This is a genomic window from Thalassobacillus devorans (genome assembly GCF_900176565.1).
Classification (GTDB): domain Bacteria; phylum Bacillota; class Bacilli; order Bacillales; family Halobacillaceae; genus Thalassobacillus; species Thalassobacillus devorans_A.
Map to the genome: position 1 here is coordinate 623,078 of NZ_FXEH01000006.1, position 16,150 is coordinate 639,227.

Below are 16,150 nucleotides of genomic sequence, written 5' to 3' on the forward strand. Positions count from 1 at the left end.
ACATGGCAGGATTCTGACTTAACGAGGGTATGTTCTGTCCTATCTCAAACATGTTCCGCCCTGTCTCGATAAACTTCTGCCCTAACGAAAGAGTCTTCTTACCTAACGATCGCGAGGAGTGTGATGAATTGATTAATGTCAGAGAAATACCAGTGAAAGATACATATGAATTGCGGAGCAAGCGTCCCGAGCTGGCTGCTGATGCGCCACAGTATCCAGGGGATGACGAGGAATTCACCTTTCATTTAGGAGCGTTTGAAAACAGGGAGCTGACCGGAATTTCCTCTTTTTATATGGAAGCGACGGACGCTGTGTCCTCTCCGAAACAGATTCGCCTCCGGGGCATGGCGTTCGATGATCCGGATCAGGCCCTTCGGGTTGCTACGACGTTACTGCATAAGGCGAACCGGATTCTTTATCATGGTAATGCCGAGTACCTTTGGTGTGAGGAGCCGAAGGAAGTGCAGGCTTTTTATGAACGAATCGGATTTATTCCAGCAGAAGAAACGACGCACGGGATTATTTTTTATAAAAAAATAGTAAAACCTTGATAGTCAGAAGCAGGTTTAGGCCTGCTTCTTTGTCTATTGTTTATGACTCTGGTTGTTCACCTTCTGTTCATTTTTGAAATTTATCATGATAGGTCGGAAGGAAAGTCTCTTATAATAGTAGGGAAAGGGTGAACGTAAATGACATCGATTGTGGTGGTGGATGATGATCAGGCGATATTGAATCTCGTGGACATCCAGCTGAAGGATGCCGGCTACCATGTCTGGAAGGCGGCGAATGGAAACAAGGCGCTGGAAATTCTGGAATCTCAGGCGATTGACCTGGCGGTGGTGGATGTCATGATGCCGCACATGGATGGCTATACATTGACGGAAATTGTGAAGTCGGATTTTGAGATCCCGGTGATCCTTTTAACGGCGAAAGGGGAAATCGAGGATAAGGAGAAAGGATTTCGCTCCGGGTCGGATGATTATGTCGTGAAGCCTTTCCATCCGAAGGAACTGCTGTTCCGGGTTCAGGCGGTGCTGCGGCGCTATGATAAACCGGCAGATACAGTGATAAAAATCGCCGGACTCACAATTAATCGTAAAAATTATGAAGTCCAGTCTGGGACCCGGACGATTCTGATGCCGCGAAAAGAATTCGAGCTCCTGTCACTGCTTGCTTCCCGGCCAAACCAGGTGATGACGCGGGATTTTCTGATCGAGCAGATTTGGGGGATTGATTTTGAAGGGGATGAACGGACCGTCAACGTCCATATCAAAAGAATCCGGGAGCGGCTCGCCAAATTGACGGAGGAAATTACGATTCGTACGGTGCGCGGGGTCGGCTACCGGTTAGAGGTTGAGGGGTCATGAAGACGCTCTATTCCAGGTTTCTGATCGTGACGCTTTTGATCATCACAGGCAGCACGATTATTGGATTTTTATTTTCGAATTCCTATTATCATCAAAAAGTGAAGCCGGAGAATGATGAGAAGAATATGGAGATTATCACCGGTATAGCAAGCTTTGCAGAAAATCAGGACGACCTTGACAGTTATCTGGAGCAAATGGGGTCGGCCGGCTACCAGCTCTATCTCGTCGATTCATCCGGGGAGGATAAGTTTTACGGGGGAGAATTTCGGGACAAAGAGCTGCCAGGAACCATCGTCGAACAGGTGCTGGCCGGGGGAGATTATCACGGCATGAAAAACTTCCCCCGGGAAACGTTCGTGTCGGGATTTTTTGCCGATGAATTAAGAAACACGGTCGGGACTTCATTCGATTATAACGGAGAGAGGTATGCGCTGTTTATGCGTCCCGATATTGAGCTGTTGTTCAGCGAGGTTCATATTCTGCTTGGCTGGATTGTCGTGATTATGCTGGTACTAACGATTGTCGCTGTCCTGATTGCCGCCCGAATGCTTGTTAATCCGATTCGAAAGCTTTCGAATGCTACCCATAAAGTTGTCGATGAAAATTTTGATGTTCAGCTTGATATCCAGCGTACCGACGAAATCGGGCATTTGGCGGACCGGTTCAATCACATGACCAGAAGGCTCGGCGAGCTCGATGCTATGCGGAAATCGTTCATATCGAATGTCTCTCATGATATTCAGTCCCCGCTGTTGAATATCCAGGGCTATGCCCGCCTGTTGGAAAACGATACGTTGACGAACGAGGAAAAGCAGGACTACATCAACGTCATCAAGGATGAAACGGAACGGATGTCGATGCTCTCGAAACAGCTGCTCGTTTTAACTTCCCTTGATCAAAAAGGAAAGCTGGAGAAAAAAGAAGCAGTAGATGTGACCGCGCAATTGAAGGAAACGATTCACAAATATCGCTGGCTGTTTGAGGAGAAAGACCTGTTTGTGACGTATGATTTGGAGGAAGCGGTCCTTTTGGGGGATGAGGCGATGCTCTATGCGGTCTGGGAAAACCTCCTGACCAACGCCATCAAATATAACCGACCCGACGGTTCAATTGAAATTTCGCTCCAAAACAAAGCGGCCGAAGTGGCAATTGAGTTTCGCGACTCGGGAATTGGCATGACGCCGGAAGAACAGGAGCTTATTTTTGAGCGGTTTTACCGGGCTGATGAAGCAAGAACGACGGAGGGAACAGGACTTGGCCTGTCGATTGTCAATCAAGTGATCGATATGCATGGTGGGACCATTACGGTCGAGAGCGAACAAGATGCTGGAACCAGCTTCTTCGTTGTTTTGCCGAAAAAATAATCAATCTGTTAACCTTCTGTTCACTTTTCTCCTTTATCTTTAATGATGGAAGTGATGTTAAAGGAGGAAAAACAATGGAAGCATATAGTAGATTATTAATAAGGGTGTCTGCTGTTTTCGCTTTGCTCGGTGCGCTCATCGGCGCGCACATGGCAGGCGCGGGGTCTTACGCGCTCAGGCCGATTCATGCACATATTCTTGTGGTGGGATGGCTGTCCTTATTTGCCTGGGGTGTTTATTATAAACTATTTACGATAACATCCGAAAAGCTTGCCACCGCGCAGGTATGGACTGGCATTATCGGGGCGACTGGACTGACAACAGGAATGTGGGTGCATTTTCTTAACCTGCTCAGCATGCCGAAAGCCGTTTCGCTCGGTTTATATATCGGCGGTGGTTCGGTTCTGATCATCAGCTTTGTGCTGTTTTTGATTTCGACATTTTTTATCGCGTCGACGGATGTGGAGACAGGTGGGGTATCATCATGAGTAAGTTATTTCGTTATACCAGTAGTAAAAAAGGAATGATCATCAGTTTATCGGTATGGCTCGTTGTCATGCTGGGGTTGAGTTTTCTGGCACCTGGTGCAAGGGATTCGGCCGTCAACACGGCAGGGGAAGGACTGCCGGATGATGCCCCGTCTGTAGTGGCTGATGAAAAAATAAAAGCGCATTTTGAAGATAATGACAGTCTGCCTGCTATCCTCGTCTTCCATGATCCAGAGGGGCTGGGGGAACAAGGGATAACCGAAGTGGCAGATGGGCTGAAGGCGATCGAAGATCTTCCGTCTGAACAGAGGGAAGCCATTAAAGAAGTGCTGCTATTGGAGCAGCTGCCTCCCCAGGCACAGCAGTCGTTCTTATCCGAAGATGAAACTACGCTGGTCGTGCCGGCTGAGCTGAAAAAAGGTTTGGAGATGGAAGAAGTCAACGAATCCGTAGTGGCAATGGAAGAGACGATTCAAGGTGCCCTGGGTGAAGGAATCGAGGTCTCCATTACAGGACCGGCGGGGATTTCTTCCGATGCATTGGAATTGTTCTCAAGCGGGGATATGGTGCTGTTGTTCGCGACAGTCGCCCTTATTCTTGTTTTACTGATTGTGATTTACCGATCCCCGCTCCTCGCTTTGATTCCGCTGATTGCCGCAGCAATCGTCTATGAAGTCGTCAACCGTGCAATCGGAATCGGCGGTACGAACGGCTGGTTTACGGTAGAGACACAGGCATTATCGATTATGATGATATTGTTGTTTGCCGCTATCACCGATTACTCGCTGTTTGTTTTTTCGAGATTTCGGGAGGAGCTTCAGCGGGTGGAAAGTAAATATGAAGCGATGCAGCTGGCGATGAGTCGTGTCGGAGAGCCGATTTTCTTCAGCGGGGCAACCGTGCTTGTTGCCGTCATCACGCTCATCGTGGCTATTTATGAACCGTACCGCAACTTTGCACCCGTATTTTCCGTCGCGATGGCCATTATTCTGCTGGCCGGACTGACACTTGTCCCTGCATTGTTCACATTCTTCGGGAGAAGGGCGTTCTGGCCGTCGATTCCCCGTACAGGTACGGAAAATGTCGCCAAAACGAACAAGGTGTGGGGCAAAATCAGCCATGCGGTGACGAAAAAGCCTCTCGTCAGTGGGGTAGCGGTGCTTGTACTGCTCGGGCTGTTTTCAGTAAATGCGTTTCAGGTCAACTATTCCTATAACCTGCTGCAGTCGTTCCCGAAGGATATGACCTCCCGGGAAGGATTTGACTTAATCGAGGAAAAATATAACCCGGGCGAAGTGGCGCCGACGACCGTACTGGTTACTGCTGAATCAGCACTGGATCAGGAAACGGTTGAATCTTTGGCACAGCAGCTGGAGAAGCAGGAGCACGTAGAGGAAGTGACCGTAAACGCTCGTGATTTTCTGTCAGACGACGAAACTGCTGCCAAGCTGAGTCTTGTTTTTACAGGAAATCCTTATCAGCATGAAGCATTCGATGCGATGGAAAAACTGCGGGAAAACAAAGCGAACCTACTGGACGCTAGTGGATTGGACTCAGGGGAACACGAAATTTACTTTTCCGGAGAAACAGCGACCAATCTCGATATCCGGGAACGGAACAACCGCGATACGATTCTGGTGATGACACTGGTCACGGTACTGATTACGATCATGCTCGGGTTCCAGTCACGCTCCATTATTGCACCTATTTACATGATGGCAACAATTCTATTGTCGTTCAGTGCTGCTCTGGGTATTTCCGATTATATCTTTAAAAATATATTCGGATATGAGCAGATGAGTTACCGGATTCCACTGTACGCGTTTGTCTTCCTCGTTGCCCTAGGGGTGGATTATAATATTATGCTTGTGTCCCGAATCCAGGAAGCATACCGGAAGCTTTCGCTTAAGGACGCTGTCCAGCAGGGAATTTCCCGCACAGGCGGCGTCATATCTTCCGCTGGTCTCATTCTTGCCGCAACCTTTGCGGTTTTGACGACCCAGCCGATTATGGAATTGTTTATGTTTGGTTTTGTCGTTGCTGTCGGTGTGTTGATCGATACGTTTCTAGTACGGACGATTCTGACACCGGCGATCATTTTGCTGCTTGGAAAATTGAGTTTTTATCCGTTTGGTAAAAACAAAGAAACCGCTTCGCGTGTAGAGGGAAAAGGGTAAACTATTGGCCCTGATTACTCCGAAGTAATCGGGGCCGATAATTCTTCTCTGACCAATTAAGTTGGTCTTATAATTGAAACGTTTTGTGTTACAATGGTGAAAGTCACTAAAGATTTCTGGCTGTTTAATCTGCTGGTAATGAAAAACGTTTTTTTAAAAAAAGTTTTATGAAAGCGGTTTAAGTCTGTGGGAATTCGGTTATTAGAGGATAATGGAGTGTTTTATGTAAGAGAACCAGAAAGAGAAGGTTTCATCCTGCAGCAGGATGGAAAAAGATGGGAGATCTGCAAGTGTAGAAGGAGATGCTTCTCCACACTCAGGTCAGAATTACACGTGGAGAGGAAGAAACGGATGAAACGATTCAACCTCCTAGAAGAGCACATTGAGCAGGTGAGATTGGAAATGTACCGTGCCTATCAGGACAATCCCCACGGAAAAGAAGTCCTGGAGCTGTCCCAAAGCCTGGACAGGCTTTTGAATGAATTGGACAGACGGAGATCACCTGTAACGAGAGAAAGAAAAGAGAAACGGAAAGCGAAGCTGGCGATAAAGTAGGTCGTGCTTCGACTTCACTTCGTATATTTGTTCGCATACCCGCTTGCCACAATGGCATCGGGTTTTATTTTTGCTTCCATGCCGAGGGATTCGATCCGTGCCATCATTTCCTCTACATAGATTCGCGTGCGGTTCCGTTCTCCGGCACCGATATCGATGTGGCCTTCGATCGTAAAGCTGGCTCCTTTATAAATGTGGGGAAGCACAACATCAATCAATTGGGTCTTTTTTTCTTCGGTAAACAGGTTGGCAATTTCCTCGGTCAGTGAGGTTTCATAGGAAATCCGTTCGCCAAGGACGTGCATTTGCCTTGGTACGATTTCTTTTCTGAAACAGGCCCATACACCGGCCCCGAGGCGCTGAATGACGATGCCGGTAATGAAGACGGTCGCATGCGGATGTACCTGGGAGTCTGTGCCGAGCATCAGCTTGTAGTTGCCCATCGGCTGCTTTTTCATAAAGCGGTATATATAATCAAATACCTCATCGAAGTCCATCTGGCTTCTGGTGGTATTTTGAAACCGTAACGGTCTGGTCATTTGTTTTCCTCCTGAAAATGTTTAAATGTGGTAAAAAGAATGGTTCTTATAGCATATGTAAAAAGTTGAGATTAATTGAATAAGAGTGGGAACTGTTTAGTGGAAAGGCTGTCTGATCGCTTTTTCTTTTCTTCCTATAGGCTACCTGCCGTTACCGACCTGCCTCCTGTCCATACGATAGGAATGAAGACAGTTTAAGTAAGGAGGCAGAAGGTGTGTTGGATAATTTTGAGAAAAAGACCGGGGTAAAGATGGATGATGTGATGCGGCTCGTGCAATCCCTGCGGGGAGCGGATCTTTCTGATGAAAGGACCGTCCGTCAGGTTATCAAAAAAGTATCACGACTTGCGAATAAACCGGTGTCACGTAGTACAGAAGACAAGATTGTAAAAGCGATTCTCAGTGGAAATGTTCCGAAAGATATGTCCACTATTGAAAAGATGCTGAATAATAAAAAAAGATAACAGAGTTTCACTGAAAAACACAACCGAACGTATACTAGGTTGTGTTTATTTTTTACTTATTCTAAAGAATCGGGAAGGGGGAGGAGAAGTGGCGGTCAAAAATACTCGACCCTGGCTGGATGATTTTGTGGAAGCCTGTAAAAAGGAAACATTACGCTTGCAACAGCCGTTTCAAAAGCAGCAGGAGCATGTATGCAGACCTGTCACAGAGGCAGGGTTATCTGCGAGAGAGTTGCAATCTATTTTACTGAAACACGGGTTGTTTGAACCGCGGGAGTGGCGGCATGTCGAAAAGGCATCACAACAAATGGAGAGGAAGGGGATATGGGATCTCGTCAGGGGTGAATACCAGCGTCTGAGAAGAAAATGGCAGGGACCAAAGACAACCATTTACATCTTCCCTGTTGCCCAGTGCCACCTTCCTGCCCGCCGGCGTGTGATTGTGAAAAGTGGGTTAAGTTTTCAGCGGTGTCTGTTTTTATTTTTGACAGCAGATGTCCCGGATATAGGAATCAAGGCTTTACTGGCTCATGAATATAATCATATCTGCCGGCTGGCGCGGATGGGATTCAAAACAGATGAATTGCCTTTAAAGGAAGTACTTGTGATGGAAGGGCTGGCGGAATACGCAGTGAAATCGCTGTATGGGGAAGAGCAGATGTCACAATGGGTGAAGCATCACAGGGGTGAGGATGTACGTCAGGTTTGGAAAAGAGAGTTTGTTCCGGCTCTGGAGCTGTCAGGACAAGAAAACCATCAGCCGTATCTTTATGGAGAGCGCCGTGGACGCTTGCCCGAATGGATCGGCTACCAGATCGGATATGAAATTATAGATTCCTATCAGCATAACCATGGAGAAGACAACATGCAGGAACTGTTGAAGAAGCCGGCGAACCAGTTGATTGCCGACTCTGATTTTCCTCTAGAATATAGATGAAAAAATAACGCTCCTAATTGGAGCGTTATCTCTTATTACCAATTCAGTTGTCTTCTTCTGCTTCCTGTTTTTCCTCGGCGGCTTCTTTCTTTTCTTCGGCCGCTTCTTTTTTTTCTTCCTCTGCTTCCTTTTTCTCCTCTTCCGCTTCTTTCACCTGCTTATAACGCTGGCGCTGGCGGTAACCATAGGTGGAAGACAGGACGACGTCTTCATTTTCAAGTGCCGAGCCAAGCGCACCGATGATGGTAGCGATACTGGTCGCGGTCCAGGCGATGTAGAAGTAGTTGATATAACTGACAGATCCGGTAACTTGCGACTCCAGCATTCCCATTGGAATGATGAGCAGGACGGCAAGCGAAAACAATAAGAATAAAATGACGTAATACATGCAGACGGACACAAAGAGTGTCAGAACGGTCGCTGCATTATATAATTTCCGTATATAGTCTTTGTATCCGGCATTTTTCTTCTCCCATAAGCTGTGGACAAGAATAATCCATACAGTCATGGCACCAATCGAGACAAATGTCAGCAGGAACATCCGCCAAATTCCATAGTCGCTGCTGAGCATCCATAATGTCGGAAAAACGATAGCGTAAGATCCGGTCGCAAATGCAATCATAATCAGTTTCAAGAATGCCGGGAACATCGCCCATGGGCGGTTGGCCCGGACCATTCCGGTCAGCACCCGTAAAGCTCCGCTGACACGTGACTTTACCGTAAACCGGACATCGATGTTGGATTCGTCATCGTCCGGGGTCTCCCGTTGAAGCGGGGACACCCATTCGAACGGACGCTTTCCTACTAATCGGGTTGAGCTCCTATTTTTTAACTCTTTATGCTGTTTTCCATTTTTAGATTCGAGTCGTTGTTCTGCCTGTTCACGGTCTTTTTCAGAACTTCCGTAATACATTTCGTTGACCAGCTGTAAAACAGATTCGCGTATCCGCTTGAACATCGGTGTCGAACCGAGTCCGGGAATACTGATCATGGCGACATTTTCCTGTTCATATGCTTCTGCGACAATCGGCCGTTTATTTTTGAAAAACGGCAGGTCGGTGAGGGCAACCGCAAAGTCCCAGCCTTCATCCGACTTTCGTTCAAGTGCTGCGCCCAGGACTTCCCGGGAATCTTCTGTAACTCCGGTCAGGGAGTCTGTGACACAATCCACTTCCCAGTGATCTTCCTCATTGACATAATAACTGAGCAAATCGGGCAATGAACTCTCTAATATATCTACTAGTTCTTCTGTATAACCCGGTGCAGTAATTAGTCCTAATATTTTTGTTGATTTGCTCATAGCTAACACCTCTGTTATCGACGAGTATTATCCTAATAATGTATAACCTAATTTCATCAATTTAAACAGGGTAAAATACTTTTCTGAAAGGAAATTACTAGTAAACTGTAACTTTTCTGCGAGTGATTCGTAGAAAACTAGCAGGAGGCAGAAAGAAGCCAAGGAGTTTTTTGAAGAAAGGGAGTATTAATAGTGAGAAAGTATGGGCTGTTTATCATCAGTTTTTTTCTATTGTACAGTTTATTTGCATTTCTGACCGGTTGGGTAATGACCGCTGCTTACACCCCCGATTTTTCCGTGAATAATGGGACAGGGAGTGAGACAGATTATGGCCGTCAGACGTTTGTGCCGTTGGTGATGAGTATGCTGGCCGGGACCGCAGCCTATGGCTTTGCAGAAAATTGGAGTGGGAAGAAGGGTTAGGAAGCTGTATGGCAGGTACCTCTTCATTATACCAGTCTTTTTTCTGTAATATCAGTCTAGCTTTTTTTCAACATACTGGTAACCTGAATGGTAGACGTTCAGGGGAGGCTGGGGAATGATTGATTACCGGATTACGAGCAGAGCAGGATATGCAGAAAAGATAGGGGAATTGGTCTCGATGCTGGAGCATACGCGGGCCGTGACCCTGGAAGAAATCAAAGGACTGAGCGAGCGGGAACTGGATTTTTTGCCGGACGATCGTTCGAATACGATTGGTTCCCTGCTTCTACATATCGCATCCATCGAATACGTCCATCAGGTGATTTCTTTTGAAAAAAGGGATATAACCGAAGCGGAGATTGAAAAGTGGCAGGCGGCATTAGAGCTTGGTGAGACGGGCAGAAACTCGATCAGACAGCATGGACTTGAGTTTTATCTGGAGAAATTGTCCCAAGTGAGAGAGAACACGTTAGCCAAACTGAAAAACTATGAGGACCAGTGGCTGTTCGAGGAAAATCAGTGGGGGAATGGAGTCCCTCATAATAATTATTATCTCTGGTATCATGTGATGGAAGATGAAATCAACCACCGCGGACAGATACGAGTGATCAAGCGCATGCTTGCAGAAAAATAAACAGGTGCCTTCCCTTTATAGTGGGGAGGCACCTTTCCTTTAACCTTCTTCTGCTGCCAGGGCATCTGCTTTTGTTTCGTGGACCGTCCCAAATGGGTGTTCCGGCGGTGCATAGATGACATACAGTTTCATTGGTGTCTGGCCGATGTTGGTAATATTATGCCATTTTCCGGCTGGTACCATGATGGCGTAGTCATCTTCGACATATGCTTCAAAATCTAAATTATCTTTAGTATCGCCCATTTGTACCCGGCCTTCACCCTGTTCCAGGCGTAAGAATTGATCTTCATTCGGGTGGACTTCAAGGCCGATATCGTCTCCGACATCAATACTCATTACGGTAACTTGAAAATTTTCCCCCGTCCATATCGCTGTCCGGAACGTATCATTGTTAAGTGTCGCATCCTCGATATCTACCACATAGGGCTCCCCGCCAAAGTCTGTTGTTTCTTGACGAATGTCTCCATTTGCTGCCAACTGTCCCGCTTGTTCCACGTGCCTGATTTCGTCCTGGCATGCGCGTAGGAACGCATGGCCTGTGGAAGATTGAGGCGACCTGTAATAATAAAATCTCATCGCTTCGTAATTCTCTGCTTCTATCTCGGAAGCTTTTCGGACGCCGTCCTGATACGAATGGAACGTGATTTTTTCCGTTTCATAGTCTGGCAGCTGCCCGCTAAGGCGGGTATACAATTCAGTGAAGTGCTGTAAATGCGTGCGTTCTTCGTTTAATGCCTGTAATATAACCGCTTGTTCCTGCTGATCTGCTGCTTTTTCAGATAGGCGATGGTATAGGTGGATGGTTTTCGCTTTTCTTTTGATTGCATCGAGGAGCGCCGTCGTTTCGTTACTGCCACTTCTATTCCATTGGTGTGTCGGAAAGCTGCCATAATAAGGATTGCCATAGAGATAAGAACCATTGTCCATTGCTCTCATTCCTTTCCAGGGATTCACAACCATATCCTATGCAATAAGTGGGCGAGAAGGGAATAAATCTGAAAAAGGCAGGAATTATGGCCCAGAAGAAGAATTAGTATAAAACTGGTAAGCCATATCCTATTCAATACGGAAGTTGCCGGTTACTCGCATGTGAAAGGAGAGACGATAATGAAGTTAATTGATTTAAGTGTGCCTTTAAGTCCTGCGGTAAAGGAGCCGCTTCCTCCATCGATTACCTATCATTCCCATGAAGAGGGAGCAGCACAAGGCGCACAGATTCTTGGCATAGAGAAAGAAGCTTTTCGTGATGGTAAAGCATGGGCGACTGAAACCGTGAGTGCCAACACCCACGCCGGGACCCACGTCGATGCCCCGTGGCATTATGGCGAAACATCAGAAGAAAATCCGGCAAGGACGATAGATGAAATGCCGCTGGAATGGTTTTATGGAGATGCCGTCCTGTTTGACTTCAGCAACCATCCACCAGGCTATGAAATTTCATCAAAGGATTTGAAACAGCAACTGAAGGAAATGGATTATACCTTAAAGCCTTATGACATCGTGCTTGTCAGAAGTGATGCTGATAAAAAACTCTATGATGACAATTACGCCTTCCTCCATGCAGGTGTCTCCGCAGAAGCCACCCGCTGGCTGCTTGATCAGGGGATCAAAGTCGTAGGAACCGATGGCTGGGGCTGGGATATCCCATTGAATATCCAGGCGAAACAGCACATGGCTAACCCGGATAAAGGGGTGATGTGGGAAGCGCATTATGTCGGGATTGAAAAAGAATACTGTCAGATAGAGAAGCTCGCCAATCTCGATCAAATCCCGGTGCGGCATGGATTCCAGGTTTCCTGTTTTCCGGTGAAAATTGAAAAAGCAAGCGGTGCCTGGGCAAGGCCGGTTGCTTATATAGAATAAAAGCCTGCCTTAGCTCTTTTCTTAATGGAAAAGGAAGTGAGCCAATGCACAGAGCAGGTTATTTACAAATTAAATACATGGAGATATTTTCCCTATTTTTGATCGACCACTTAAAATTCAGGTTAAATTACTTCTTTCCGGGGTAGGAATAAAAAGAATTTAAATCTCTGAAGAATAGAATGGTGATCAACATGGGGTTTTTTTATTATATAAAGAAATATTTTAAAATGTCGAGACGGCAGCGTAAAAGTGAATTGAAATCGACGCTGTGGTTTATGCCGTTTTGGTATATCGTCGGAGCGGCTGGTTTATCTGTTTTTACCTTTTATCTGGATTATGTGGTGGATGTCAGTTTATATTTACCGGCGGCCATCGGTTTCAGCGGGCAGACCTTGCAGGTGCTGTTGAGTGCACTCGTCGGAGGGGTGCTGACGTTAAGTGCGTTTACGATTAACTCCCTGCTTGTCGCCCTGACGACATTCAGCGGGCAGTTTTCTTCCAAAATGCTGGTGAACTTTGTCAGTGACCGGGCAACGCAGCATGTGCTCGGAATTTTTAACGGCAGTTTTATTTATGTTCTCTTAAACTTCTTATACGTTACCCATGAAGAAGAAGAGTTTATTGTGGCGACACCGGTTTTGTCGATTCTGACTGCGATTACGGCTGCCGTGACATTCATTTATTTTATCAATCATACAACCACATGGATGCAGGTTCACAATATCAGCTCTAATATGAATACCAAGTCAAAATCGGTACAGGCTTCTCTCGAAAAAGAATTAACGTCTTACCGCCTGGATAAGGAGGTAGAGACAGAATCCCTTCCCCCTGAATCAGAGGGGAAGGTGATCACAACCAGCGAATCAGGGTACTTTCAAGTCGCTGACTTTTCCAGACTGATGAAACTGGCGAAAAACGATGATATCCTTCTGAGATTCCATGTCAGAATTGGAGAGTTTGTTGTAGAGGGGACCCCGCTGCTTACTTACTGGGAAAACGGAAAAACCATTCAGACTGACCCTTACCTCAAGTCGATGGAGATCGGGGTCAAACAAACGGAAATCCAGGACCTGGAGTATGGGCTGATTAAACTTGCCGAAGTAGCCATCAAGGCGTTCGGCCATAATGATCCGCTCACGGTTACGAATACGATTCACCAGATTGCTGATTTGTTGAAAAGCATCGGCCAGTCTTCGAGTTTCTCTCCCTATCTTTTTGATGAGGAAGAGAAGCTTCGCATCATCCTGAATCAAAAGGATTTTCGTTATTACCTTCATAAGGGATTTGCTTCGATTCGAGAGTATGCGAACCAGAACTCGACCGTGATCACCGAGCTGATTACGATGGTATCCCTGCTGAGTAAAACGATGGATAAGGAAGTACACCAAGATCTATGGGAATTTGCACGCCAGACTATTTTAGGATTTGATAACTATAGCCTGTATGAAAATGACTGCCTGTATATATTAGAGCAATTAGCCGAGCTTGCGAAACACACAGGAAATCAAAAGGATTATCTGTTCCTTTTGGAATATATGCTACAGCGTGTCAGTTCGAAGAGTGCCGCCGAGGTTCCTTCGTCTCTATAAGCCAGAACGATGACGGGGGCGAACTTACATATGAAGTTCGCCCCCTGCTATATGTTAGGGGAATGATATAATGGGTAAAAACGAAAGGGCGGAGGTAACATGCCAAAACATAAGATCTATACGATGAGTTTCTCGAGCGTTTATCCCCATTATGTTACGAAGGCGGAAAGAAAAGGACGTACGAAAGCGGAAGTCGATGAAATCATCCGCTGGCTGACAGGGTACAGCCAGGAGGAGTTAAAAGCGCAGCTGGAAAAGCAGACAAACTTTGAGAACTTCTTTGCGGAAGCTCCGCAAATGAATCCTTCCCGGAACTTGATCAAAGGTGTGGTCTGCGGGGTCCGGGTGGAAGACATCGAAGAACCAACGATGCGGGAAATTCGCTATATGGATAAGCTAATCGATGAGTTGGCAAAGGGGAAAGCGCTGGAGAAGATTTTGCGGAAATCATAAGGGAGTTTTCATTAATAAAAAAAGAACTTCCGTAAATTTGGAAGTTCTTTTTCTGCTTACTACATATTTAATTGGAAGCTTCCAGGTGCACAGGTTTTTTTTCCAGACGCTTAGCGACAAAGCGCTTCATACGTTCCATTGCTTCGTCGAGCTGCTTTAATGATGTAGCATAAGAGCAGCGGATGTAACCTTCACCGTTGGCTCCAAATACATCTCCGGGAACGACGGCGACTTGTTCTTCCTGCAGAAGCTCTTCCGCAAATTCCGCTGAGGTCAGTCCGGTTGCCTGAATCGACGGGAACGCGTAGAACGCTCCGCCTGGATTCGGGCAGTCAAGCCCGATTTCATTCAGGCTGCTTACGATGAAGTTACGGCGCTGTTTATAGCTATCGACCATGTCCTGCAGGCTCTGGCGTCCATTTTTCAATGCTTCTAAGGCAGCGTGCTGCGCCATCGTAGGAGCACACATCATCGTGTACTGATGGATTTTCACCATGGCAGAAATGAGTTCTGCTGGCCCGGTTGCATATCCGAGCCGCCAGCCGGTCATGGCGAATGCTTTGGAAAAACCGCTGATCAAAATCGTCCGCTCTTTCATCCGGGCGATGGATGGAAAGCTCGTGTAGTTCTCGTCATAGGTGAGCTCAGCATAGATTTCATCGGATAAAACGAGGAGGTCGTGCTGTTCAATCACTTCTGCCAGAGGCTCCAATTCTTCTTTTGTTAAAAAGGTCCCGGTCGGATTGTTCGGATTGCACAGCATGATCGCTTTCGTCTTCGGTGTAATCGCTTCTTCGATCTGTTCCGGCTTCAGCTTGAATGCATCTTCTGCTTTCGTCTGGATCGTCACTGGTGTGCCGCCGGCTAGTGAGATCGCAGGAACATAGGCGACGAAACTCGGTTCAACAACAATGACCTCGTCTCCCGGATTGACGATCGTACGGAGCGCAAGGTCGATTGCCTGACTCGCGCCTACGGTGACAATGACCTGGTCGTCTGGTTGATAATCGAGATTATAGTTTTTATTTAAATAGCCGCTGATTTGTTCGCGCAGCTCAATCATGCCCGCGTTTTCGGTATAGGAGGTATACCCCTGCTCCAGAGCATGGAAGCTTTGCTCGATAAACGTCCATGGCGTGACAAAATCGGGCTCGCCGACACCAAGGGAGATGACGTCATCCATCTGGGCTGCTAAATCAAAAAATTTCCGGATGCCGGATGGTTTTAGGTCTGCTACTTGTTTGGAAAGATACTGATTCATGGTGATACCACAATTCTTTTATCGTCATCATCTTCATCTTCGAGGATGATGCCGTCATGCTTATATTTTTTCAAAACAAAATGGGTGGTAGTCGAAAGCACGGATTCGAGTGTGGACAGTTTTTCTGAAATGAAATGCCCGATCTCCATCATCGTACTTCCTCGTACCGAAACCGAGAGGTCATAAGCTCCCGACATCAGGTAGACGGCTTTCACCTCTGGAAAACGGTAAATGCGTTCCGCTACTTTATCAAAACCTACCCCACGGGCGGGTGTCACTTTGACATCGACCATCGCTGTCACTTCTTCTTCATTGGCTACTTTTGCCCAGTCAATGAGCGTCGAATAGCCGAGAATGGCTTTCTTTTCTTCCAGGTGTGCAATCATTTCTTCGATTTCTGCTGGCTTCTTCCCCATCAGTTTTGCCAGTTTATTTACGCTTAAGTTGGCGTTCTTTTCGATTAACTTCAATAATTCTACTTCATGTTCCATCATTGGGACCCTCACTTTTCAAAGATACATATGCTTCATTCTATCAAAATTTTCTGTTAACTCAAATGTTTCTGTAATGATTAAGGAGAGGGGGTGCCTGATTGATGACCAGGCCCCCGGGAGCAAGTTGTCTCATAAACGCTCTTGATGTCTCTCTTATTTTTGATTTTGTCTAATATATTTCCGGATTTGTCTCATAAAATTTCAAAACTGTCTCCTTTACGTGCACGCTTGTCTCAATTCCG

Annotated in this window: 18 protein-coding genes; 13 read left to right on the plus strand and 5 right to left on the minus strand. The window is 46.4% G+C overall.

What is annotated here, in order from left to right:
- Positions 1 to 128 precede the first annotated feature (128 nt).
- The 6 genes from B9Y67_RS14015 (at position 129) to B9Y67_RS14040 (ending at position 5,951) form a co-directional block, all read left to right on the plus strand.
- Positions 129 to 551: a GNAT family N-acetyltransferase gene (locus B9Y67_RS14015; protein ID WP_085507446.1), complete on the plus strand. Its 423-nt coding sequence runs from the start codon at positions 129 to 131 to the stop codon at positions 549 to 551.
- A gap of 138 nt (positions 552 to 689) precedes the next feature.
- A complete protein-coding gene (locus B9Y67_RS14020; RefSeq protein WP_085507448.1) occupies positions 690 to 1,367 on the plus strand; it encodes a response regulator transcription factor in 678 nt (225 codons plus the stop codon).
- Positions 1,364 to 2,731, plus strand: coding sequence for a sensor histidine kinase (locus B9Y67_RS14025; RefSeq protein WP_085507450.1), 1,368 nt, complete (start codon positions 1,364 to 1,366; stop codon positions 2,729 to 2,731). Before B9Y67_RS14020 ends, B9Y67_RS14025 begins: the two co-directional genes overlap by 4 nt.
- Positions 2,732 to 2,805: 74 nt before the next feature.
- The gene (locus tag B9Y67_RS14030; RefSeq protein ID WP_085507452.1) at positions 2,806 to 3,219 is read left to right on the plus strand and encodes a hypothetical protein; all 414 of its coding nucleotides are present in this window, start codon (positions 2,806 to 2,808) and stop codon (positions 3,217 to 3,219) included.
- Positions 3,216 to 5,396, plus strand: a complete 2,181-nt coding sequence (locus B9Y67_RS14035) for an MMPL family transporter (RefSeq protein ID WP_085507453.1) — start codon at positions 3,216 to 3,218, stop codon at positions 5,394 to 5,396. The genes B9Y67_RS14030 and B9Y67_RS14035 overlap by 4 nt, the downstream gene beginning before the upstream one ends.
- A gap of 351 nt (positions 5,397 to 5,747) precedes the next feature.
- Positions 5,748 to 5,951, plus strand: a complete 204-nt coding sequence (locus tag B9Y67_RS14040) for an aspartyl-phosphate phosphatase Spo0E family protein (protein WP_085507455.1) — start codon at positions 5,748 to 5,750, stop codon at positions 5,949 to 5,951.
- Positions 5,952 to 5,965: 14 nt separating this feature from the next.
- Here B9Y67_RS14040 and B9Y67_RS14045 read toward each other — a convergent pair whose 3' ends face one another.
- Complete coding sequence (locus tag B9Y67_RS14045; RefSeq protein WP_085507457.1) at positions 5,966 to 6,490, minus strand: ribonuclease H-like YkuK family protein; 525 nt, start codon at positions 6,488 to 6,490, stop codon at positions 5,966 to 5,968.
- A gap of 215 nt (positions 6,491 to 6,705) precedes the next feature.
- Here B9Y67_RS14045 and B9Y67_RS14050 point away from each other — a divergent pair, with 215 nt between their 5' ends.
- Complete coding sequence (locus tag B9Y67_RS14050; protein ID WP_085507459.1) at positions 6,706 to 6,954, plus strand: stage VI sporulation protein F; 249 nt, start codon at positions 6,706 to 6,708, stop codon at positions 6,952 to 6,954.
- Between the two features lie 88 nt (positions 6,955 to 7,042).
- Positions 7,043 to 7,891 carry a DUF2268 domain-containing putative Zn-dependent protease gene (locus B9Y67_RS14055; RefSeq protein ID WP_085507461.1) on the plus strand — a complete coding sequence of 283 codons (849 nt, stop codon included), beginning with the start codon at positions 7,043 to 7,045 and terminating at the stop codon, positions 7,889 to 7,891.
- A gap of 43 nt (positions 7,892 to 7,934) precedes the next feature.
- Here B9Y67_RS14055 and B9Y67_RS14060 read toward each other — a convergent pair whose 3' ends face one another.
- A complete protein-coding gene (locus B9Y67_RS14060) occupies positions 7,935 to 9,191 on the minus strand; it encodes an MFS transporter (protein WP_085507464.1) in 1,257 nt (418 codons plus the stop codon).
- Between the two features lie 192 nt (positions 9,192 to 9,383).
- Between B9Y67_RS14060 and B9Y67_RS14065 the strand changes: the two genes are divergently transcribed.
- Positions 9,384 to 9,614, plus strand: a complete 231-nt coding sequence (locus B9Y67_RS14065) for a hypothetical protein (protein WP_085507466.1) — start codon at positions 9,384 to 9,386, stop codon at positions 9,612 to 9,614.
- 115 nt (positions 9,615 to 9,729) lie between these two features.
- A complete protein-coding gene (locus B9Y67_RS14070) occupies positions 9,730 to 10,248 on the plus strand; it encodes a DinB family protein (protein WP_085507468.1) in 519 nt (172 codons plus the stop codon).
- A 39-nt stretch (positions 10,249 to 10,287) separates the two neighbouring features.
- Here B9Y67_RS14070 and B9Y67_RS14075 read toward each other — a convergent pair whose 3' ends face one another.
- Positions 10,288 to 11,184 carry a cupin domain-containing protein gene (locus B9Y67_RS14075; RefSeq protein WP_176224007.1) on the minus strand — a complete coding sequence of 299 codons (897 nt, stop codon included), beginning with the start codon at positions 11,182 to 11,184 and terminating at the stop codon, positions 10,288 to 10,290.
- Positions 11,185 to 11,355: 171 nt separating this feature from the next.
- On the opposite strand from B9Y67_RS14075, the gene B9Y67_RS14080 reads away from it, so the two are divergent.
- From B9Y67_RS14080 to B9Y67_RS14090, 3 genes are all read left to right on the plus strand, one after another.
- Positions 11,356 to 12,111, plus strand: coding sequence for a cyclase family protein (locus B9Y67_RS14080; RefSeq protein WP_085507473.1), 756 nt, complete (start codon positions 11,356 to 11,358; stop codon positions 12,109 to 12,111).
- 191 nt (positions 12,112 to 12,302) lie between these two features.
- Complete coding sequence (locus tag B9Y67_RS14085) at positions 12,303 to 13,700, plus strand: DUF2254 domain-containing protein (RefSeq protein WP_176224008.1); 1,398 nt, start codon at positions 12,303 to 12,305, stop codon at positions 13,698 to 13,700.
- Positions 13,701 to 13,799: 99 nt separating this feature from the next.
- Positions 13,800 to 14,153 carry a DUF2200 domain-containing protein gene (locus tag B9Y67_RS14090; RefSeq protein WP_085507478.1) on the plus strand — a complete coding sequence of 118 codons (354 nt, stop codon included), beginning with the start codon at positions 13,800 to 13,802 and terminating at the stop codon, positions 14,151 to 14,153.
- Between the two features lie 67 nt (positions 14,154 to 14,220).
- On the opposite strand, the gene B9Y67_RS14095 is transcribed toward B9Y67_RS14090, so the two are convergent.
- Positions 14,221 to 15,414: an aminotransferase gene (locus B9Y67_RS14095; protein ID WP_085507481.1), complete on the minus strand. Its 1,194-nt coding sequence runs from the start codon at positions 15,412 to 15,414 to the stop codon at positions 14,221 to 14,223.
- Positions 15,411 to 15,908 carry an Lrp/AsnC family transcriptional regulator gene (locus tag B9Y67_RS14100; RefSeq protein ID WP_085507484.1) on the minus strand — a complete coding sequence of 166 codons (498 nt, stop codon included), beginning with the start codon at positions 15,906 to 15,908 and terminating at the stop codon, positions 15,411 to 15,413. Before B9Y67_RS14100 ends, B9Y67_RS14095 begins: the two co-directional genes overlap by 4 nt.
- Positions 15,909 to 16,150 lie beyond the last annotated feature (242 nt).